General features: G+C 55.0%; 16 protein-coding genes and 1 pseudogene. 12 read left to right on the top strand and 5 right to left on the bottom strand.

From position 1 onward, the window contains the following. The first annotated feature begins 76 nt into the window (after positions 1-76). From nadA to L9H78_RS03700, 3 genes are read left to right on the top strand one after another with little or no spacing between them, the layout of a single operon-like run. Positions 77-1,138 (top strand): quinolinate synthase NadA, encoded by a 1,062-nt coding sequence (gene nadA, locus L9H78_RS03710; RefSeq protein ID WP_283775233.1) that lies wholly within the window; start codon positions 77-79, stop codon positions 1,136-1,138. Next, positions 1,139-2,098, top strand: coding sequence for a carboxylating nicotinate-nucleotide diphosphorylase (gene nadC / locus L9H78_RS03705; RefSeq protein WP_249620538.1), 960 nt, complete (start codon positions 1,139-1,141; stop codon positions 2,096-2,098). It abuts the gene before it with no gap. Beyond that, a complete protein-coding gene (locus L9H78_RS03700) occupies positions 2,095-4,101 on the top strand; it encodes an FAD/NAD(P)-binding protein (protein ID WP_249618521.1) in 2,007 nt (668 codons plus the stop codon). The genes nadC and L9H78_RS03700 overlap by 4 nt, the downstream gene beginning before the upstream one ends. On the opposite strand, the gene L9H78_RS03695 is transcribed toward L9H78_RS03700, so the two are convergent. From L9H78_RS03695 to mfd, 3 genes are all read right to left on the bottom strand, one after another. Beyond that, positions 4,064-4,663 carry a TetR family transcriptional regulator gene (locus tag L9H78_RS03695; protein ID WP_249618520.1) on the bottom strand — a complete coding sequence of 200 codons (600 nt, stop codon included), beginning with the start codon at positions 4,661-4,663 and terminating at the stop codon, positions 4,064-4,066. The two genes, L9H78_RS03700 and L9H78_RS03695, sit on opposite strands and share 38 nt — an antisense overlap. Positions 4,664-4,751: 88 nt before the next feature. Next, a complete protein-coding gene (locus L9H78_RS03690; protein WP_249618519.1) occupies positions 4,752-5,357 on the bottom strand; it encodes a DNA-3-methyladenine glycosylase in 606 nt (201 codons plus the stop codon). Positions 5,358-5,431: 74 nt separating this feature from the next. Further along, complete coding sequence (mfd, locus tag L9H78_RS03685; protein ID WP_249620729.1) at positions 5,432-9,154, bottom strand: transcription-repair coupling factor; 3,723 nt, start codon at positions 9,152-9,154, stop codon at positions 5,432-5,434. A 342-nt stretch (positions 9,155-9,496) separates the two neighbouring features. Between mfd and L9H78_RS03680 the strand changes: the two genes are divergently transcribed. The 9 genes from L9H78_RS03680 to L9H78_RS03640 all read left to right on the top strand — a co-directional run bounded on the left by L9H78_RS03680 (position 9,497) and on the right by L9H78_RS03640 (position 18,805). Then, positions 9,497-10,780: an MFS transporter gene (locus L9H78_RS03680; protein ID WP_249620537.1), complete on the top strand. Its 1,284-nt coding sequence runs from the start codon at positions 9,497-9,499 to the stop codon at positions 10,778-10,780. 89 nt (positions 10,781-10,869) lie between these two features. Then, complete coding sequence (gene glmU, locus L9H78_RS03675) at positions 10,870-12,378, top strand: bifunctional UDP-N-acetylglucosamine diphosphorylase/glucosamine-1-phosphate N-acetyltransferase GlmU (RefSeq protein ID WP_249618517.1); 1,509 nt, start codon at positions 10,870-10,872, stop codon at positions 12,376-12,378. 25 nt (positions 12,379-12,403) lie between these two features. Next, positions 12,404-13,393: a ribose-phosphate diphosphokinase gene (locus L9H78_RS03670; RefSeq protein WP_021353258.1), complete on the top strand. Its 990-nt coding sequence runs from the start codon at positions 12,404-12,406 to the stop codon at positions 13,391-13,393. Further along, entirely contained in the window at positions 13,393-14,163 is a 771-nt protein-coding gene (locus L9H78_RS03665) for an SDR family NAD(P)-dependent oxidoreductase (RefSeq protein ID WP_249618516.1), read from the top strand. The genes L9H78_RS03670 and L9H78_RS03665 overlap by 1 nt, the downstream gene beginning before the upstream one ends. Positions 14,164-14,411: 248 nt before the next feature. Next, positions 14,412-15,098: a 50S ribosomal protein L25/general stress protein Ctc gene (locus L9H78_RS03660; RefSeq protein WP_021353256.1), complete on the top strand. Its 687-nt coding sequence runs from the start codon at positions 14,412-14,414 to the stop codon at positions 15,096-15,098. Between the two features lie 59 nt (positions 15,099-15,157). Then, the gene (pth, locus tag L9H78_RS03655; RefSeq protein WP_249620536.1) at positions 15,158-15,742 is read left to right on the top strand and encodes an aminoacyl-tRNA hydrolase; all 585 of its coding nucleotides are present in this window, start codon (positions 15,158-15,160) and stop codon (positions 15,740-15,742) included. 100 nt (positions 15,743-15,842) lie between these two features. Further along, entirely contained in the window at positions 15,843-17,279 is a 1,437-nt protein-coding gene (gene glnA, locus L9H78_RS03650; RefSeq protein WP_021353254.1) for a type I glutamate--ammonia ligase, read from the top strand. A 321-nt stretch (positions 17,280-17,600) separates the two neighbouring features. Then, complete coding sequence (locus L9H78_RS03645; RefSeq protein WP_249620535.1) at positions 17,601-18,422, top strand: class I SAM-dependent methyltransferase; 822 nt, start codon at positions 17,601-17,603, stop codon at positions 18,420-18,422. 89 nt (positions 18,423-18,511) lie between these two features. Next, the gene (locus L9H78_RS03640; protein ID WP_027017677.1) at positions 18,512-18,805 is read left to right on the top strand and encodes an antibiotic biosynthesis monooxygenase family protein; all 294 of its coding nucleotides are present in this window, start codon (positions 18,512-18,514) and stop codon (positions 18,803-18,805) included. 142 nt (positions 18,806-18,947) lie between these two features. Here L9H78_RS03640 and L9H78_RS03635 read toward each other — a convergent pair. Both L9H78_RS03635 and L9H78_RS03630 read right to left on the bottom strand, forming a co-directional pair. Further along, a pseudogene (locus L9H78_RS03635) lies at positions 18,948-19,109 on the bottom strand (glyceraldehyde-3-phosphate dehydrogenase); the annotation flags it as partial. 99 nt (positions 19,110-19,208) lie between these two features. Beyond that, the gene (locus L9H78_RS03630; protein ID WP_249620534.1) at positions 19,209-19,676 is read right to left on the bottom strand and encodes a hypothetical protein; all 468 of its coding nucleotides are present in this window, start codon (positions 19,674-19,676) and stop codon (positions 19,209-19,211) included. Between the last annotated feature and the right edge of the window lie 3 nt (positions 19,677-19,679).

Genomic DNA, 19,679 nt, shown 5'->3' with positions numbered 1-19,679 from the left:
AGCAGGTTTTTAGTACGGTTAGTACACCGTCGATTCCTGTGACTATCACTTCTATTTGGGAGCTTCTGTGACTCGTATCAGCGCGGATCTCACGCGTTCTACTGCTACCACTACTACTGGCACTTTCGATACTGCTGCACCCACGTCTGCTGGTGATTACTCCACCAGTGACCATGGTCGTACTGCCTGGGCCGACCGGGTCCGGGAACTTGCAGAACAACGAAACGCGGTCATCCTGGCCCACAATTACCAAATTCCGGAGATTCAAGACATCGCCCACCACACTGGCGATTCCTTAGCGCTGTCCCGGCAAGCAGCCGCCACTGATGCCGATATCATTGTGTTTTGCGGTGTGCATTTCATGGCCGAATCAGCGAAGATTCTCTCCCCAAACAAGAAGGTGCTCATCCCAGATGCACGCGCTGGTTGTTCCTTGGCGGATTCAATCACTGCTGAACAGCTCCGAGAATGGAAGGCCGAACATCCAAACGCTTTGGTGGTCAGTTACGTCAACACCACCGCCGAGGTAAAAGCCCTGACCGACGTCTGCTGCACCTCATCAAACGCCGTCGATGTCGTCAATTCCTTGCCGGCAGACCAAGAAATCTTGTTCTGCCCAGACCAGTTCTTGGGTGCTTATGTGAAACGAGAGACCGGTCGAGAAAACATTCGTATCTGGGCTGGCGAGTGCCATGTACATGCAGGTATTAGCGCCGAACAATTGACCCAGCAAACCCAGGACAACCCCTCGGCGGATTTGTACATTCATCCGGAATGCGGTTGCGCGAACTCAGCACTGTATTTGGCCAATGAAGGCTTGGTACCGCAAGATCGCGTACATATGCTTTCAACCGGTCAGATGATCACACAGGCCCAAAAACAGCCACAAAATAAGGTTCTGGTCGCTACCGAGACCGGTATGCTGCACCAACTACACCAGGCAGCCCCCAACATTGATTTCCAAGCGGTCAACGATCGCGCTGAGTGCAAGTATATGAAGATGATCACTCCTGAAGCGCTCGTACGTTGCTTAGAAACCGAAACGGATGAAGTCACGGTTCCAGAAAATATTGCGAATGCAGCCCGTAAATCACTCGAAGCCATGATTTCGATCGGCAGCCCTGGTGGTGCCGAATAAATGGATCGCTTGCAGCTTCCTGATTGCTCTGCGCTAATAGACACCGCGTTAGACGAAGATTTCGCTTACGGTCCAGACCACACCTCATTAGCAACGGTCACCACCAGCGCCTCATGCACCGCCGAGTTGAACGCCCGGCAGGACGGGGTCATCGCCGGTTTGGGGCTAATAAAACCAGTATTAAGCGCTGTCGCCCATCGGATCGCGGATCATGAGGTCTCGCAGACCGGCGAGCATGGGCCAGAAAATTTCCGGCTCACTCTGGAATGTAACGATGGCATGCACGTCGTCACTGGGCAGCGCTTAGCGACGATCACCGCTAATACCCATCTGCTCCTAGCCGCCGAGCGAACTCTACTCAACATCGTCTCGCACGCCAGCGGCATCGCAACCGAGACCTCCCGGTGGGTTCGCGCGATCGCAGATGCAGCAACAGAATTTGCCCAGAAAACTGAGGCTTCTGGCGACTGCCACCAACCAGCGATCCCACAAGCCCGGGTGCGTGACACCCGAAAAACCCTCCCGGGGCTGCGCGAATTGCAAAAATACGCGGTCCGCGCCGGCGGAGGCAGTAACCACCGGATGGGCCTGGGTGATGCCGCGATGATCAAAGACAATCATGTTCACGCCGCTGGCGGTAGCGTCAGCGCGGCTCTTCGCCTGGTTCGTGAGCATAAACCCGATATTCCGTGCGAAGTGGAAGTCGACACCTTAGAACAACTCGATGAAATTCTGCCGCTGCACCCAGACATGGTGCTGCTGGATAACTTCTCCCCCGCCGAAGTTCGTGCGGCAGTAGCGCGTCGGCAAGAGCTCAGCCCGGCAACAAAACTGGAGGCTTCCGGAGGGCTCACACTTGCTCGCGCTGGCGAGTACGGCACCACCGGGGTGGATTATCTTGCGGTGGGCGCACTAACTCACTCAGTGCGTGTAATGGATATTGGATTGGATTTTTCATGACAGCAACTCAGATAGCCCTGATCGGTGCTGGTCCCCGCGGTATTTCGGTTCTAGAACGGCTTGCAGCCTATTTACGCGACTCATCCAGTTCCGGACAGGCACAAACAAATACGCAGGCAGTCCGCCCACAGTTAACGATTCACATCGTTGATGATTCCCAAATCGGTGCCGGTCGGGTATGGGACACCACCCAGACTCGTACACTGTGTATGAACACTTTGGCTGATGCCGTGACTTTATTTACCGAGCCTGGTTCCACCGTGGGTGCCTCAGTGCTATCTGGCCCAACACTATACGAATGGATCCGCCTGGTTCGCGGCGATGATCTGCTAGCGGCATTCACTGCAGGCAACCTTAACTATGACACCAACGCTCAGGTAGTTCAGGAAAAAGAAGCACTGTTTCGTGCGCACCCGCCGCGAAAAGGCCTAGCAAATGACTACCAGGAGGAATTAGTCGGCACGGTAGAACAATCCAATCCTTCTCGCGCGCTTTATGGCGAATACCTGCGTTGGGTCTATCAGGTGGTTCTGGCGCATTTGCCGGATTCTGTGGAAGTCATCGAACACAATTCCCGTGCGGTTGACATGTACACGGTCCCGGACAGCGCTAATACCGACGTCATTACCCTTGCCGACGGCACCAGCTTTTCCGCCCACGCCACCGTGCTGGCCACTGGCTGGGTGCTGAACGCGGATAACGACGAGCAGCAGCAATTGCGTGCGGCCAGTCAAGCTGAGCATTTAACCTGGATCAGTCCAAATAACCCAGTAGAACAACCCGTAGACAATATCGCGGCGGAAAAACCAGTGCTGGTGCGGGGGCTAGGAATGGGATTTTTCGATTTGTTAGCACTATGCACCCTCGGCCGTGGCGGCTCTTTCGACGTAGATCCAACCACACGCTCGGGGCTACGGTATCGGGCCAATGGGAAAGAACCGCATTTTGTAGTTTCTTCCCGCCGTGGCTACCCATTTTTGCCAAAGTCAGATTACGGTTCGCTGCCGCCAAAAGCTCATATGCCCCGTCTACACAACGCCCTGCAGGCTGTGCAGGAGCAAGAGCGGATTGATTTTTCCATCGACCTTGCTCCGGCGATTATCCGCGATGCTATCGAGGCTTTTTATGCAACGCTCTCTCGCCTAGCCCCAGAATCGATCCTCACCAGTACGGAAGACATCAACACCGTGCTGGATTCGACCCCAGTATATGTGTTGTTGGATCCGCACGGTCTCAGCGGTGTGTTAGCCCGGCACACCACTGAGATCTGCAATCTGCAGCCGTATTTACACCCACGCGTCGAATCGACTCAGCAAGTTGCTGAAGCGATGGCCCGAGATATCGACGAAGCCCTCAAAGGTTCCGATTCACCGATCAAGGCTGCTTTGTGGGTATTCGCCTCCTGCCGCAAACACGTTGGGATTGCCGGAAGCCAAGGAAAATTCATGGCAGATTCCGCAACCCCAACGCTGTCGCAAATCATGGCTTTAGGACAGATGGTTGGTTCCGGGCCTCCGCTGTTTCGTTCCCAACAGTTACTGGCGCTTGTCGACGCCGGACTGGTGGAGTTTTTGGGCGCCCAACCACGTTTGACCATAGGCTCTGCAGAGTTCACGCTCACCTGCGGTTCGGGTGTTTCTGCACGGCAGGCCAGTGCGACAACGCTCGTCGATGCTTGGCTGCCAAAGCCTGATATCCGCTTCCCTGCCGATCCGTTGAGCCAGGCTTTATTCGCTTCCGACCGGATCCGTCCGTTCTCGATTGACGGAGTGGAACAAGGTTCGCCGGAAACTGCGTACGCGACGCGTCGGACGATTCGCACGGACGGCAGTCAGGATTCCCGTCTGCACATCATTGGTATTCCTACACATGCTCAGATGCCGGATACCACGATTTCCCCAATGCCAGGTACCGACCCGATCATGTTGCAAGAAACGGATAAAACCGCACGCAGCGTGCACGCGATTATTCAGGGTCTGCGCGACGAAGCTCCACAGCCGTAGCTGCTTGGGCTAGCCCAGCTAACACCAGCTGGGTCATCCACTTCTGATGATCCGGCATGATGTCGTGCCCCAGACTGGTTAATTTCCGAGAAAGCACGCCGATGGTCAATACAAAGCGGCGCGCGTGCAGCTCGGGCGTCACGAAGCCGTACTGCGCTGCAGTGGCTAAAAGTTTTTCAATTGGCTGCATATCACGGTTCCGGACCACGGTGGCGAATTGCTGCACGAGATCTTGCCGCTCTGCGTAGCGCGAAACTTGCTCACTCAGCGGACCGACACCTTGTTCTACCAATTCGGTGACAAGATCTGTCCAGGTCTGCCATGGGTGCGCTTCCCAGTGGCCATCGTATTTTTCGATAATTGCGCAGTGTTGCGAATAGACGTGGTCCCCCACAGCTAAAATTAACGCCCAGCGATCCGGAAAATTCCTGTGTACGGTGGCCACTCCTACTCCCGCAGCTGCGGCAATCGCACGAAAAGTGACATCAATGCCGTGTTCTTGGAACAAGCGGTGGGATGCTCGAATGATGGCTTCTCGGTTCGCTTGGGCATCGGCGCGCACTGCGGCTCCTTTCTTCGAGCAGAGCGGCGAGTCATTCAATCCGCCTGTGGTGGCCCCATTTTCTTCCGTTACATATTACACCGGGCTATCACTTCGGTGGCCGTTTCGGGCTGGTCACTGTCGCGTCGTTCGGGATCCAAAACCGCAGGGGTGCAGCAACATTCTTGGAAATGCCGATGCGCGGTCCAGCTACCCATTCAGGTTCCCGCGAGCGTATGCCAAGCCGTGGATTCATTGTTGCGGTTTCTCGTGGCGGCAGGCTGTCCATGCGGGCAGGCACTTGTTCTACAGCGAGGTGATTGTGTTCGGTACCCACTCCCAAGGCTTTAGCAAGGTTTCCAGGGCCGGACGCTAAACGTGTATAGCTGACATCGCCCCGGCGGCTACGCGCTATCGGCTCACCGGCGATCACTCGCCCAGAGCGAAGCAAGCACCCTTGGCCGGTGCCTTCCGGACCACACACCAAGTTGCAGCAACGATGAATACCATAAGAAATATAGACGTATAGGCGTCCGCCCGGCCCCCAAAGCGCGGCGTTTGCCGGTGTCTTGCCACGGAAACTATGCGCAGCTGTGTCGGTGCCATGTAAATAGGCTTCCACCTCAGTAATTTCGATGGTCACAGAGCCAAAAGACAGGGTTCTGCCCAAAAGCAATGGCGCAACTACATCGGCATCAGCAGAAAAATCTAGCATTCGTGCACACTCCACTAGCCACTAGAAGTCATAATTGATTACAACTGTTCGCCACTGTTTACTACTACTCACTCCTATTCGCTCAGCGAAAACACCGAGCCGCTGGATTTTTGCACGCGAGATTTCCCTGGTTTCTTACGCCGCGCTTCGCCACGCGTAGCAGCACCGGCTTCATCTTTGCCAGTAGTCTGTGGTTTCTGTGCTCCAGATACGTCAGTTTTTTCCACATCGAACATCTCGGTGAGGAAATCCGCCATCCACTGCAGGAGTTCCACATCGCGCAACTTCGGGTCCGTCACGTTGCCACGACCAGCTTTCGGGAACGGTAACTGGATCGCTTTGGCGGCTGCACGGTAATTCGCACCAGGGTGCGTGCGTTTCAAACGCACTTGCTTGGAATCCGGTAATTCCACCGGGCCCACTTTGATTCGTGTTCCTTGCACCATGATGTCGGTGACCCCGGCGCGCCGAGCTTGGTGGCGCAGGCGTGCCACAGCCAGCAAACGCTCGACCTCTTTCGGGATCGGGCCGTAGCGGTCTTCCATTTCCTCCACTACCAAGCGCAGGTCTTTATTGTCCTGCGACGACGCCAGCTTACGGTACACCTCCAAACGCAGGCGTTCCGAAGAAATATATTGTTCCGGGATATGTGCATCCACCGGCAAGTCGATACGAATTTCTTTCGGCGACTGATCTGTGGCATCCAGTGCTTCGCCGCGGGAAAGCGCCTTGAAGGTTTCGACAGCTTCGCCTACCAAGCGGACATACATATCGAAGCCGACGCCTGCGATATGACCAGATTGTTGGGCGCCCAGCACGTTTCCGGCACCGCGCATTTCCAGGTCTTTCATGGCCACTGCCATACCGGCACCGAGATCATTGTTTTGCGCGATCGTCGCCAAGCGGTCATAGCTGGTCTCAGAAAGTGTGGCTCCTTGCGGGTACAAAAAGTAGGCGTAGCCACGTTCACGGGAGCGTCCAACGCGACCGCGCAGCTGGTGCAACTGTGACAGCCCCATCTGGTGGGCATTTTCCACGATCAAGGTGTTGGCATTAGCGATGTCCAAGCCGGTTTCCACGATCGTGGTGCATACCAGCACGTCATATTCGCGATCCCAAAAACCCTGCACAGTACGTTCCAGCAGGTCCTCGTTCATTTGCCCATGGGCAACAACGACGCGGGCCTCTGGCACAAGTTCGCGGATTTCCCGGGCCTTTTTCTCGATATCCGCGACCTTGTTGTGAATCACGAAGGTCTGACCATCGCGTAACAGCTCACGGCGGATCGCAGCCGCAACTTGCTTGTCTTCGTAGGCACCGACATACGTCAGGATCGGGTGCCGGTCTTCCGGTGGAGTAAGGATCGTCGACATTTCCCGGATGCCCGCCATCGACATCTCCAGGGTGCGTGGGATTGGAGTCGCAGACATCGTGAGCACGTCGACGGATGAACGTAAGGCCTTGATGTGTTCTTTGTGCTCCACACCGAAGCGCTGTTCCTCATCCACGACGATCAAGCCGAGATTTTTCCACTGCACGCCAGTCTGCAGCAACCGGTGAGTACCAATCACGATATCGACGGTGCCGTCGGCAAGCTCTTTAATGATCTGCTTGGCTTCTCCCGCGGTACTAAACCGCGAAAGCACCCGCATCTCAATTGGGAAGCCTGCCATGCGTTCAGCAAATGTGTCGTAGTGTTGCTGTGCCAACAGCGTGGTCGGCACCAATACCGCGACTTGTTTTCCATCTTGCACCGCTTTGAAAGCAGCACGCACCGCAACCTCGGTTTTGCCATAGCCAACGTCGCCGACGACAACGCGGTCCATCGGGACCGACGATTCCATATCCGCTTTCACTGCTTCGATGGCCAGCATCTGGTCTTCGGTTTCGACGAACGGGAAGTTATCTTCCATCTCCGCTTGCCAAGGAGAATCCGGGGCAAAAGAATATCCCGGCGCGGCTTGGCGCTTCGCATAAAGTTGCACCAGCTCGCCAGCGATTTCGCGGACCGCTGCGCGCGCCTTTTTCTTGGTGTTTTTCCAGTCCGATCCGCCCATTTTGGACAGCGTCGGTGCTTGCCCGCCGGTGTATTTGCTCAGCAGGTCCAGTGATTCCATGGGCACCCACAATTGGTCTGCGGGTTGTCCGCGCTTCGACGCGGCGTATTCCAGCACAATGTATTCGCGGCGAGAACTTTCCCCACCGGCATTGATCGTACGCTCAGCCATCTTGATGAACTTGCCGATGCCGTGGGTTTCGTGGACGACGAAATCGCCTTTTTTCAGTGCCAGCGGGTCCACTCGGTTGCGCCGTTTGGCGGGTCGACGTTTGGCACCGGCGATATCGCCGACACGGTTACCGGTCAGATCGGTTTCGGTAACCACGACCAACGGCAGTGTCGCACCGTCGTGCTGGTTGCGGACTTTCGGAAAGACCAATCCGGCGTGGCTCAATGCTTGATACAGCGTGATCTCGCCAGCGTTGGGTTGCCAGCCGGGCTCTGCCACGTGCGCCGAGATGCCGTTTTCGCGGAATCGTTCCGCCATGCGTTTGATAGCACCGGCTGCCGGGGCGATATATGCTGCGCGTCCACCCGACTGGCAATGGGCGCGAAGCTGCGACATCATCGCTTCGATTTCTTTGGCGTCGCCTTTCGGCTGTGGACCAGCCTCAAATTCGAGCGGCAACGTCGCTGCTTCATCTGCGGCAAACATTCCTGGAGGGGCGAACGTCCACCAGGAACTGCCACGTTCCCGGGTGATGTCTTCTAATTGTTCCAGGGACAAGTAGTTTGCTGCCGACAAGTCAAGTTTGTTGTGGGCCACCGGGCCATCCGCCCCCATGGCTGCTGCTTCCCAGCTCGCGGCCAAAAATTCTGCGTCGGTATCGTGCAGGTCCTCTACCCTACGCCGCACCTTTTCTGGGTCCATGACCAGAACATGCGTGTTATCAGGCACCAGGTCCAACAGCGACACCATCGGCGTATCCGCCAGCACCGGAAGCAACGCTTCCATGCCTTCCGATGGGATCTTTTCCGAGATCTTGGTGAGCAATTCCGCTAGCGTCGCGTTGGAAGCATACTCGCGTGCGAGTTTTTCCGCTTTCGCTGCTACCGCATCGGTAATGGGCAGTTCACGAGCCGGGAAAATAGCAACTTTGCCAACTTCGATCTCAGAGATCGTTCGTTGGTCTGCCACAGAAAACTGGCGGATATCGGTGATTTCATCACCCCAGAATTCGATGCGCACTGGATAGTCCAGGGTCGTGGGATAGACATCGACGATGCCGCCGCGTTTGGCGAATTGGCCTTTTTTACTGACCATATCGACGTGCGAATATGCACGGAATTCTAATTCAGCAACCAGCTGCTCAAAGTCATATTCTTGGTCTTCAGCCAAGCTAATCGGCGCCCGGCCGTCGACAGATTCCAGCACTGGCTGCGCCAATCCGCGTGCTGGGGTCACGATAACTTGCAGATCGTCTAAGCGGTGCAGCACGGCTGCACGCTTACCGACGATATCTGCGCCCGGAGACAAACGCTCATGCGGCAAGGTTTCCCATGCGGGAAACATCGCGACTTTGTTGCCCAGCATGGCAGCTAATTCTGCGTGTAGATCTTCAGCTTCGCGGCCGGTGGCTGTGAGCACAACGACGGGGGCATGGTGTGCCAGGGTGCCGATAGCCCAGGGTCGAGCTTGCGTAATGCCGGTGATGTGCAGGGTTGGTTCACCAACATGATTGATGAGCCCTTTGAGTTTCGGATCGCTGGCAGCAACTTTTAATAGGCCGGCGAGCATATTCACTTCGGGATCATTCTCCTGACTGAGATGGCTGGTGACTGGAGCCTTACCCCCTGATATGAAAAAGCTTCCCCACCAGGACTCGAACCTAGAATGACGGTACCAAAAACCGTAGTGTTGCCGATTACACCATGGGGAAATGTCCACACTCCTACACTGCTATTCGAAACGACCATCAGTGGATGATGAAATCGAGGCGATATGCAGTTGCGTGCCAACGGCTTGTAAGTATACACAATCAGATGAAGAAATGAAAAACCAACGGCCACACAAAACGCCATACAACACGTAGCCAGGACTTTTACACACCACACTCGCCCTTATCATTAGCCTGGAACTATGAATCCCGGCTCCCCGCGCACCGCACGCAACCAGCAGCACAATGGCCGCCATATTGCTATCGCCAACGCTCTGCAAAACATCGGCGACCAGACGGCCTCAGCCAAAACTGTCTTGCCCTGGTTGTTTACTGCCGCTGGGGTGCCAGCAGCATTTTCTGGTTTGTTGGTGCCGGTTCGCGAGTCGTTAGCAATGCTCCCGCAGGCTGCACTGCGGGGTTGGGTGACATCACAGGAATCTCGGAAACGAATTTGGATACTGGGCTCACTCGGGCAAGCACTCTGTGCCGCGCTCATGGCACTCGCTGCATTGGTACTAAGCGGGACCTCGCTAGGCGTCACGATCGTGGTGCTTTTAGCCTGCCTAGCGATTTGTCGTTCCTTGTCTTCGCTCTCCGGGAAAGACGTCTTGGGCCGGGCTGTGAGCAAGGGACAACGCGGCGCAGTCACCGGCACCGCGACCACACTATCGGGCATCGTCACTATCGCTGTCGGTGGCGTGCTGTTGTTCGTTCCCTCCCCAATTCCTATTTGGGTCGGCGCAGTCCTCATTGGGATTGGCGCACTCGGTTGGTGTGTGGCAGCACTATCGTTCGCGCGTGTCGACGAAAACTTGGATACTCGCTCGCGAAACAAAGCGATGCAACCAGAGCTTCCCGGCGACGCACTTCCCACCGACGCACTTCCCTGGTATCGCGATACTTGGCAGTTATTACGTGACGACGCTCATTTCCGGCAATTCGTCGTCGTTCGCTCTCTGCTCTTGGTCTCGTCACTATCCACCGCTTTTATCGTCACACTGAGCGCGCTCAACGACAGCAGCTTCGCCGAATTGGGCGCCTTTGTCTTTGTCTCTGGTCTTTCAGCACTGCTTGCAGGAAGGATTTCCGGGATCTGGTCTGATCGTTCCTCCAGGACCGTGATGTCTGTCGCCGCGGGCACGGCCTCATTGGTGCTGTTGCTGCTGGTAGCAAGCTCGCTGACTCTTCCTCCCGGCTGGAATTCCGTACTATTTCCACTGGGATTTTTCTTGGTTTCTCTCAGCCACGCCGCCATACGCGTGGCCCGTTCGACCTATCTCGTGGACATGGCTGAAGACGACCAACGCACCCGCTATACCGGTGCAGCAAACACCCTGATGGGCGTGATTCTGTTATGCGTCGGCGCGTCGTCGTCTGTCATCGCACTCAAAGGCCCTGCTTGGGCGTTAGTATTTTTGTCTCTTATTGGTTTTGTCGGTGTTTGGGCAGCTCGCAAGCTTCCGGAAGTCTCGCAAGGAGGCTAAAACCCCGAAGTCAAGCGCGCATGTGCGAACACATCGTTATGATTGGTGCCATTAGTTAACCCCCATTTGTTCAGGAGTGAATTCTCGCTGTGGCTCAACAATCTTCCTGCGCAGTAATCGTCTTAGCTGCCGGCGCCGGTACACGGATGAAATCTGCGACCCAGAAAACACTGCATGAAATTGGCGGGCGCTCGCTGCTTTCCCATAGTGTGCACGCCGCGGCCGGCTTAAATCCGGACAATGTCGTAGTGGTCGTCGGCCACCAGCGTGAGCAGGTAGTGCCAGCCGTCGACACGCTTGCCGACGAGCTCGGCTGTAAGCTGACCACTGCCGTGCAAGAAGAACAACTTGGCACCGGGCACGCGGTGCAATGTGCGATGGCTGGGTTGGAAGATTTCCAAGGCACCGTGATTGTCACCAATGCTGATGTGCCCCTGCTGCGACCGGAAACCCTCGATCACCTACGCGAGCACCATGAATCCGCAGGAGCTGGCGTTACGGTGTTGTCCGTCGAGCTTGCCGACGCCACCGGCTATGGCCGGATTGTGCGCGACGATAACAAGCAGGTCACCGCAATTGTCGAGCATAAAGATGCTTCAGAAAAAATCCGGGAAATTACCGAAATCAACTCCGGAGTCTTCGCTTTCGACGCTGCCATCCTGCGCGATGCGCTCACACAACTGAACACGGATAACGCGCAGGGCGAGTTGTATATCACTGACGTGCTGGCTATTGCGCGCGAGGCTGGCCATGGGGTCGGCGCCTATGTCGCAGCTGACGCTGGCGAGCTCGCAGGGGTGAACAACCGCGTACAACTGGCAGAAGCAGGCAAGGAATTCAACCGTCGCACCGTAGAAGCAGCCATGCTCGGGGGTGCAACCATTGTCGACCCCGCCACCACCTGGATTGGCGCGGATGTCACCGTGGGCCAAGACGTCACCATCCACCCGGGTACGCAGCTGTGGGGAAAAACCATCATCGCAGACGGCGCGGAAATTGGCCCGGACAGCACACTCACAGATGTCATCGTCGGCAAGAATGCACGTGTGATCCGTGCCCACGCAGAAAGCTCACGTATTGGCGCAGAGGCGAACGTCGGACCATTTACCTACCTTCGCCCAGGTACAGAGTTGGGTAATAACGCCAAGCTCGGTGGCTTTGTAGAAACCAAAAAAGCCACGATCGGCGAAGGTTCCAAAGTTCCGCACCTGACCTACGTGGGTGATGCGACCATCGGCAAACACTCAAATATTGGTGCTTCTTCGGTCTTCGTTAACTACGACGGCGTGAACAAGAATCACACCGTGGTGGGCGATCACGTACGCACAGGTTCAGACACGATGTTCATCGCACCAGTAACCGTGGGTGATGGCGCCTATTCTGGGGCAGGTACAGTGATTAAAGACGATGTTCCGCCAGGGGCACTGGCCGTCTCAGGTGGCCGCCAGCGCAATATCGAGGGCTGGGTCGCGCAAAAGCGCCCGGGTAGCTCCTCTGCGCAGGCTGCACAAGCTGCCGAAAACAGCACAGCCGACAACGGCGAAGCTGACAACCGCAGCACTGATAACGCCAGTGACCAGGGTTCCGAACAAGCGTAGACATCAAAGCAGAAGGGTTAATCCTATGACTGGCAAGATCGCTATGAACCAAAAGAACATGATGGTCTTCAACGGCCGCTCGCACCCAGACCTCGGCGAGGCTGTCGCCAAGGAATTGGGCACAAAAATCACCCCAATGCGAGCAGAAGACTTCGCAAATGGTGAGATCTTCGTTCGCTTTGAAGAATCGGTACGCGGCGCAGATTGTTTCGTTATGCAATCCCACGCGACCGTCGAAGGCGGCGATCTAAACAAATGGCTGATGGAGCAGCTCATCATGATTGATGCGCTCAAGCGTGGTTCCGCTAAGCGCATCACGGCTATTTTGCCGTTCTACCCATACGCACGCCAGGATAAAAAACACCGCGGACGCGAGCCTATTTCCGCTCGCCTGATCTCTGATCTGTTGCAATCCGCTGGTGCTGACCGTTTGGTCTCCGTTGATCTACACACAGACCAAATCCAAGGCTTTTTTGATGGTCCAGTCGACCACATGCACGCCATGCCGGTGTTGACCGACTACATCAAAGAGAACTACCCAACTGAGAACATGTGCATCGTCTCGCCTGACGCTGGCCGCGTGAAGGTCGCGGAAAAATGGGCAAACGTCCTCGGCGGCGCGCCGATGGCCTTCGTCCACAAGACGCGCAGCGTTGATGTAGCCAACGAAGTCGTCGCTAACCGCGTGGTCGGTGATGTTTCGGGCAAGGACTGCATCTTGGTAGACGACATGATTGACACCGGTGGAACTATCGCGGGTGCCGCAAAGATCTTGAAAGATGAAGGCGCCAAATCTGTCGTTGTAGCCTGCACCCACGGCGTATTTTCTGGTCAAGCCCGAGAGAAGCTCTCGAACTGTGGCGCTGAAGAGGTCATCACCACCGACACCATCCCTCAGTCCACGGAGGGGTGGGACAACTTGACCGTGCTCTCCATCGCCCCTTTGCTGGCTCGCACCATCAACGAGATCTTTGAAAACGGTTCCGTTACCACGCTGTTCGAGGGGTCTGCCTAATGAAAAGCTTTGACGAATTCCGTGACAAAGTAGCCTTGGTTACCGGTGGCGGCTTCGGCATCGGCGAAGAAATCTGCTATGAACTCGGGGAATTGGGAACCCAGGTTGTAGTGGCCGATTCCAAAGAACATAAGCCGTCTGAGGTGGCCGAAAAAATCCGTTCTAACGGTGGTTCGGCGTATGCCATTGAGATCGACATGACTGCAGAATCGGACTACAAGGCTGCGGTACAAACCGCCGTAGAGCAGTTTGGTGGTTTACATTACGCGGTTAATTCGCCAGGCTACGGCGGTGAAGGCGAACTCACCGGAAAGCTGGATGGTCGGCAATGGCGCGATTTGGTTGACCTCAACCTCAACGGCGTCGCTTATGCCATGCGTTATGAGATCGAACAATTCTTAGACATGGACATGAGCTCGGAGTGTTCCATCGTCAATGTCGCTTCTGTGCACGGGTTAGTGGCGGCTAAGGGCAAAGCAGCCTATTCCGCTGCCAAGCACGGCGTCATCGGGCTAACCCGTTCAGCCGCCGTGGAATACGGCTCCAAGGCAATTCGTGTCAACGCGGTGTGCCCAGGCTATATCCGGAACGCCCTGCTCGCGAATTTCATGGATGAAGATGAGCTGACCAAACTGATCAACGACCATCCACTTGGCAGGCTGGGGTCAGTTCGAGAAGTTGCCGCGATGGTGCTGTTCCTGCTTTCGTCAAACGCATCGTTTATCACCGGCAGCACGCAAACCGTGGATGGTGGCTATACCGCCATTTAGGTCATCCCCATTTAAGGCCATAGTCTTTAAGGCATAGCCATTTCAGGTCTAGGCACAAGTATCGCCTGTGTTTCGTTGCTGGCCTGCTGTTTGCTATGATGGCTCTCGTCTCGGCGAGGGTCATTCATTTTTGGCCGTTATCGACGCGATCTACACTTAACCCGGTAGCTCCCCCGGTCGTGGATGTGCCCTTGCCTGTGCACGTTTGTCCACATATTTATTTTCACTACACTGAGGAGTTATCCATTATGGCTCAAAATACCCCTGCTCTCGCGGCACAGCCACGTAATGAGTTTGGTAAGGGCGCTGCCCGCCGTTTGCGTCGTGAATGGCGCGTACCTGGCGTTCTGTACGGCCCAAACACCGACCCAATTCACTTCTCTGTAGACCTGCTGGAGCTACAGACATTGATCCGTTACAACGGTCTGAACGCAGTTCTGGAGTTGGAACTTGACGGCGAAAAACACCTATCCATGGTGAAGAACGTTGACCAAAACGTCCTCACCCTAGACGTTGACCACGTAGACCTGCTGTCCATTAAGCGCGGCGAAAAGGTTGAGGTTGAGGTTCCTGTCACCGTTACTGGTGAGCCTGCCGCTGGCATGATGTTCATCCAGGACAACGACGTCTTGTTGGTTGAGGCCGACGTTCTGTCCATTCCAGAAGAGATCGAAGTTTCCATCGAAGGCGCAGAAGATGGCACCGTCATCACTGCAGCTGATTTGGACATCCCAGGTGGTGCCACCCTGGTCGCAGAAGAAGACACCGTCATCGTCTCCGTCATGGAGCCACAGGAAGACGAAGAACTCGAGGCTGCTGCTGCCGCTGCTGAAGAAGGCGGCGCTGAAGCCGGTGCAGACTCTGAAGAGGAATCCGATGAGGAAACCCCTGCAGATCGTCTGGACCCTGACACCGAGTCCTCCGACGACAAATAAGCCACTGGATAATCTAGCCGTCGGCTAGATAGGCCCAAACAGAAAGTCGAGTCCACCCCATGCACACTGCGAACGCTCTGTCTCAGCAAAACAGTGTCCTGGTAGTTGGGCTCGGCAACCCCGGTGCGCGTTATGCACAAACTCGGCACAATATTGGCTATCGCATCGTCAATGAATTAGCAGAAACGACAGCTTTCCAGCCTGTGCCATTTAGTTTGCATAAACGCACCGGGGCTTTTGTGGCCGAAATGCCTGCTGGTTCTATGGGGTACGGCTCCCCAAAAATCATCCTGGCGCGCACCGGTACACCGATGAACACCTCTGGCGGTGTGGTCAATGCCCTGGCAAATTATTTTCATATTCCAGCTGTCGGCATCGTCGCAGTTTATGACGATATGGAACGCGACTTTGGCGATTTCACTTTAAAACACGGCAGTGGCGATAAAGGCCACAACGGCTTGAAATCCCTTACCAAATCTCTGGGTACCAAAGACTATGCTCGTCTCAGCGTTGGCATTGGACGGCCCCCTGGCAGGATGGATCCGTCATCTTTTGTTTTAGGCAACTTTTCCGCCGCCCAAGAACGCGAATTGGATTTTATTATTCCGGACGTCGCTGACTATCTCCGGAAAGCACTTCTATAATTTTCCCCTCGGGAATCCTCTGATATCGGGATATCGATCACGAATAGCCGGTATAGTGGGAGTTACGACTGCACAGTTGCACCCAAAACGAGGAGTTCCCTTGAGTTTCGAATCCATTGCGGATGTCGTCCAGCATATCGAAGATGAAGATATTAAATTTGTCGATATTCAGTTCACTGACCTTCCCGGTGTAGAGCACCACTTCAGCATCCCGGCCTCGGAATTTACTGAGGAGGCAGCAGAAGAAGGCCTGGCTTTCGACGGCTCCTCAATTCGAGGATTCACCACCATTGATGAATCCGACATGATGTTGCTGCCGGATCCACATTCTGCGATCGTGGATCCTTTCCGCACGACAAAAACCTTGAACATCAAATGCTTCGTGCACGATCCGTTTACTCGTGAACCGTTTTCACGTGACCCACGCACGACTGCGCGTAAGGCGGAGGAGTATCTGAAGTCCACAGGTATCGCTGATACCTGCTTCTTCGGCGCCGAAGCCGAGTTTTATTTGTTCGATAAGGTTCGTTTCGATACCTCCACCAATGCTGGTTTCTACGAGGTGGATTCGGACGAAGGCTGGTGGAATACCGACAAAGAAACCACTATCGACGGCCTACCAAACCCTGGCTATAAAAATCGCCCTAAAGGCGGCTATTTCCCTACCGCACCGTATGACCAGACCGTAGAAATCCGCGATGCCATGGCATTGAACCTAGAAAAGGTTGGCTTTGAGCTAGAGCGGTTCCACCACGAGGTGGGTTCCGGCGGCCAGCAGGAAATCAACTACCGTTTCTCCACCCTGCTCCACTCTGCAGACCAAATTCAGCTGTTTAAATACATCATCAAAAACACCGCATTCCAGCATGGCAAGACTGCAACGTTCATGCCAAAGCCACTGGCTGGCGACAACGGTTCGGGCATGCACGCCCACCAGTCGCTGTGGAAAGATGGTGCGCCGCTGTTCCATGATGAAGACGGCTACGCGGGCCTGTCAGACATCGCCCGCTACTACATCGGTGGCATTCTGGAACATGCCGGTGCGGTTCTGGCATTCACCAACGCGACGCTGAACTCCTACCACCGTCTGGTTCCAGGATTCGAAGCTCCAATCAATTTGGTCTACTCCCAGCGCAACCGTTCGGCAGCCGTGCGTATTCCTACCACCGGCAACAACCCGAAGGCGAAGCGTTTGGAGTTCCGCGCACCTGATCCATCGGGCAACCCATATTTGGGCTTTGCAGCGATGATGATGGCTGGTATCGATGGTATTAAGAATCGCATTGAGCCACATGCTCCGGTGGATAAAGATCTTTATGAGCTGCCACCAGAAGAAGCACAGGATATTCCAACCGCACCTACTTCGTTGGAAGAATCTCTGAAGGCTTTGCAGGAAGACAATGAATTCCTGACTGAAGGCGATGTCTTTACCGAGGACCTCATCGACACCTACATCAAGTACAAGTACGACGAGGAAATCACTCCGGTTCGCCTGCGCCCAACCCCGCAAGAATTCGAGATGTACTACGACTGCTAAGCACCAAGCTTCACGCGCCAGCGCCCCACTTTCGGTGGGGCGTTTTTGGTTGGCTGTCATTTCGAGGAAACTAAACCACCGAATTTTAGGTCGTCTATTTACGCTGCTGCATCGCGGCCGTACAGATCAGTTTGGCTCACCCAAAACGGGGGCGCTATATCCCGGAAAAAATCACAGAATTTTGGTAATCCTATTCTTTACAGGCCCCTTTTAGTAGGCTGAAAATTAGATACGAAATTAGGCCTGCCTTAATGTATCTATCATTGTCTAACGTTGACTAACGCTGTCTAACGCTGGTGGGCCTTAAAGAAAGGACCCACCATGCCCCGTACCTCCTCGAACCCCGATGGCAAGACAAATCCACTTCCCTATGCACAGCGCCGCGCAGAAGATGCGCCCGGACATTGGTTACTTGCGCGGCTCGGAAAACGTGTGCTGCGCCCTGGCGGGTTGAAACTCACCCGCAAGCTATTGCACAACGCCAAACTTACTGATGCCGACGTGGTCGAGCTAGCGCCTGGATTAGGCCGTACTGCCAGCGAACTACTCACTTTCCAACCAGCCAGCTATATCGGTGTCGACAAAGACGAAGATGCCGCGCGCATTACTGGGGAGATCGTCAAAGATACCGGCCGCATGGTACACGCAGATGCCGCAGATACCGGCCTGCCTGATGCTCATGCCGACGTTGTGTTGGGCGAGGCGATGTTGACGATGCAGTCGCCCACCGGAAAGCAAAAAATCGTACAGGAAGCAGCACGAATGCTGCGCCCCGGTGGCAGGTACGCCATCCACGAGCTCGGCTTGCAACCCGACGATCTCGACGATGAGTTCAAAACCGAGTTGCGCAAGAATCTCGCCCGCGTGATTAAGGTTAATGCCCGGCCGCTGACCATTGCTGAGTGGACGAAGCTTGTGGAAGAAGCGGGTTTGCAGGTGGAATGGACTGACACCGCACCCATGGCATTGCTGCAAATGCGCCGAAACCTTGCCGACGAGGGACTTTTGGGAACACTGCGCATCATCAAAAACGCCGCCCTGGACGCCGATGCCCGGCGCCGCATGTTGGCCATGCGCAAGCTATTTAATCAGCACAGCGATGTGCTGTGTGGCGTCGCACTCGTGGCACGAAAGCCAGAATAATTTTTGGAAAAGATCACAACTATTCCACCATCCCAACGCTTACCATTAGATAAAATGGTGGATGTATTCAACCGCAGAAAGGATGAACCATGACCTATGTAAACATCTCCGCACTGAGCTTTCCGGAAGGTGCCGCCGAAGAAATCGAGCAGCGTTTTGCGCAGCGTGCCAAGGGTGTCGACAAGGCAGAAGGGTTTGAAGGCTTCGAATTGCTGCGCCCCGTCTCTGGCGAAGATCGCTACTTCGTGATCACCCGCTGGGATAGCCAAGAAAACTATCAGAAGTGGTCAGACGCTCGCCCAGAAGGCAACCACGTGGAAGATGAAAAACGCGGCATGGCTGTCGACGTGCTCGGCTTCGAATCCATCCAGCTAGAACACTAAAGTGGAAAGCTAAAAACCATCCTCGCGGCACGTTTAGCGTGTCGCATACGCACTAGCCCAAATAAAAGCCGCGGGTCCAATCTCGGACCCCGCGGCTTTTATCGGCACTGGCACTAGTACCAGTGCATCAACTCCCCGCGACTTACAGTTCACTGATTGGACTGCGGTGCGGCAGCACACGTGGGCGCTTACCCGCAATATCTTCCACGAAGCGTACTACCTGGTTGGAGTAGCCATACTCGTTGTCATACCAGACGTAAACCACCAGGTGTTTGGTGCCATTGGCAATCGTCGCCAAGCCATCAAAACGTACGGGTAGGAACACGGATGGCATTACCGGTGAGCTTGCCCACTGCCCACAAATGGCAGGTATGGCGTATAGCTATTTAGGCTACAGAATGATCTATTCCGTGGTTGTATCACCCACCCCTGTGAGGGCCCAACCATCATAATTAACCTCAAAAATCAGAGGCAGGTCTGCCGGTAACCATCCACGATAACCAAGGTATTCAGGGGCCCTATGGGAGCACAAAGTAACATCTAGTCTATCGAGCACGTCAAAATCAACATCACCGTCGGCATCTTTCAGGTACACCACCTCTTGAGTGTCGTAGCTGCCTAAGTCATAAGCCTCATCAGGCTCCAGACCCAGATGTTCGGAAATATCATCAACACTGGTGTATGGACATTGGACACCAAATTCTACCCACTGCTGACCATAAGCATCGCGAACCGAGATAGTAACCGGACCCCCAGATTCACTTGCAGCTGGTAACGCTTGTTCAATTTCGCTTGAACAAGCCACCAAGAATGCCATCAAAGACAACGCAAGGAACGCTTTACACTGCCCAAACCTCAAATGCAAAGTCATCAA

The sequence above is a fragment of the Corynebacterium pseudodiphtheriticum genome (assembly GCF_023509295.1).
Taxonomy (GTDB): Bacteria; Actinomycetota; Actinomycetes; order Mycobacteriales; family Mycobacteriaceae; genus Corynebacterium; species Corynebacterium pseudodiphtheriticum.
The sequence above is the reverse complement of the archived record's forward strand: the minus strand, read 5'-3'. Positions and strand labels throughout refer to the sequence as shown.

Excerpts from the sequence above, each read along its gene's own strand:
- L9H78_RS03690 (WP_249618519.1), bottom strand. The coding sequence starts at position 5,357 with ATGCTAGATTTTTCTGCTGATGCCGATGTAGTTGCGCCATTGCTTTTG.
- L9H78_RS03680 (WP_249620537.1), top strand. The coding sequence starts at position 9,497 with ATGAATCCCGGCTCCCCGCGCACCGCACGCAACCAGCAGCACAATGGC.
- L9H78_RS03640 (WP_027017677.1), top strand. The coding sequence starts at position 18,512 with ATGACCTATGTAAACATCTCCGCACTGAGCTTTCCGGAAGGTGCCGCC.
- L9H78_RS03645 (WP_249620535.1), top strand. The coding sequence starts at position 17,601 with ATGCCCCGTACCTCCTCGAACCCCGATGGCAAGACAAATCCACTTCCC.
- mfd (WP_249620729.1), bottom strand. The coding sequence starts at position 9,154 with ATGCTCGCCGGCCTATTAAAAGTTGCTGCCAGCGATCCGAAACTCAAA.
- nadC (WP_249620538.1), top strand. The coding sequence starts at position 1,139 with ATGGATCGCTTGCAGCTTCCTGATTGCTCTGCGCTAATAGACACCGCG.
- L9H78_RS03670 (WP_021353258.1), top strand. The coding sequence starts at position 12,404 with ATGACTGGCAAGATCGCTATGAACCAAAAGAACATGATGGTCTTCAAC.
- L9H78_RS03665 (WP_249618516.1), top strand. The coding sequence starts at position 13,393 with ATGAAAAGCTTTGACGAATTCCGTGACAAAGTAGCCTTGGTTACCGGT.
- L9H78_RS03630 (WP_249620534.1), bottom strand. The coding sequence starts at position 19,676 with ATGACTTTGCATTTGAGGTTTGGGCAGTGTAAAGCGTTCCTTGCGTTG.
- pth (WP_249620536.1), top strand. The coding sequence starts at position 15,158 with ATGCACACTGCGAACGCTCTGTCTCAGCAAAACAGTGTCCTGGTAGTT.
- L9H78_RS03660 (WP_021353256.1), top strand. The coding sequence starts at position 14,412 with ATGGCTCAAAATACCCCTGCTCTCGCGGCACAGCCACGTAATGAGTTT.
- L9H78_RS03700 (WP_249618521.1), top strand. The coding sequence starts at position 2,095 with ATGACAGCAACTCAGATAGCCCTGATCGGTGCTGGTCCCCGCGGTATT.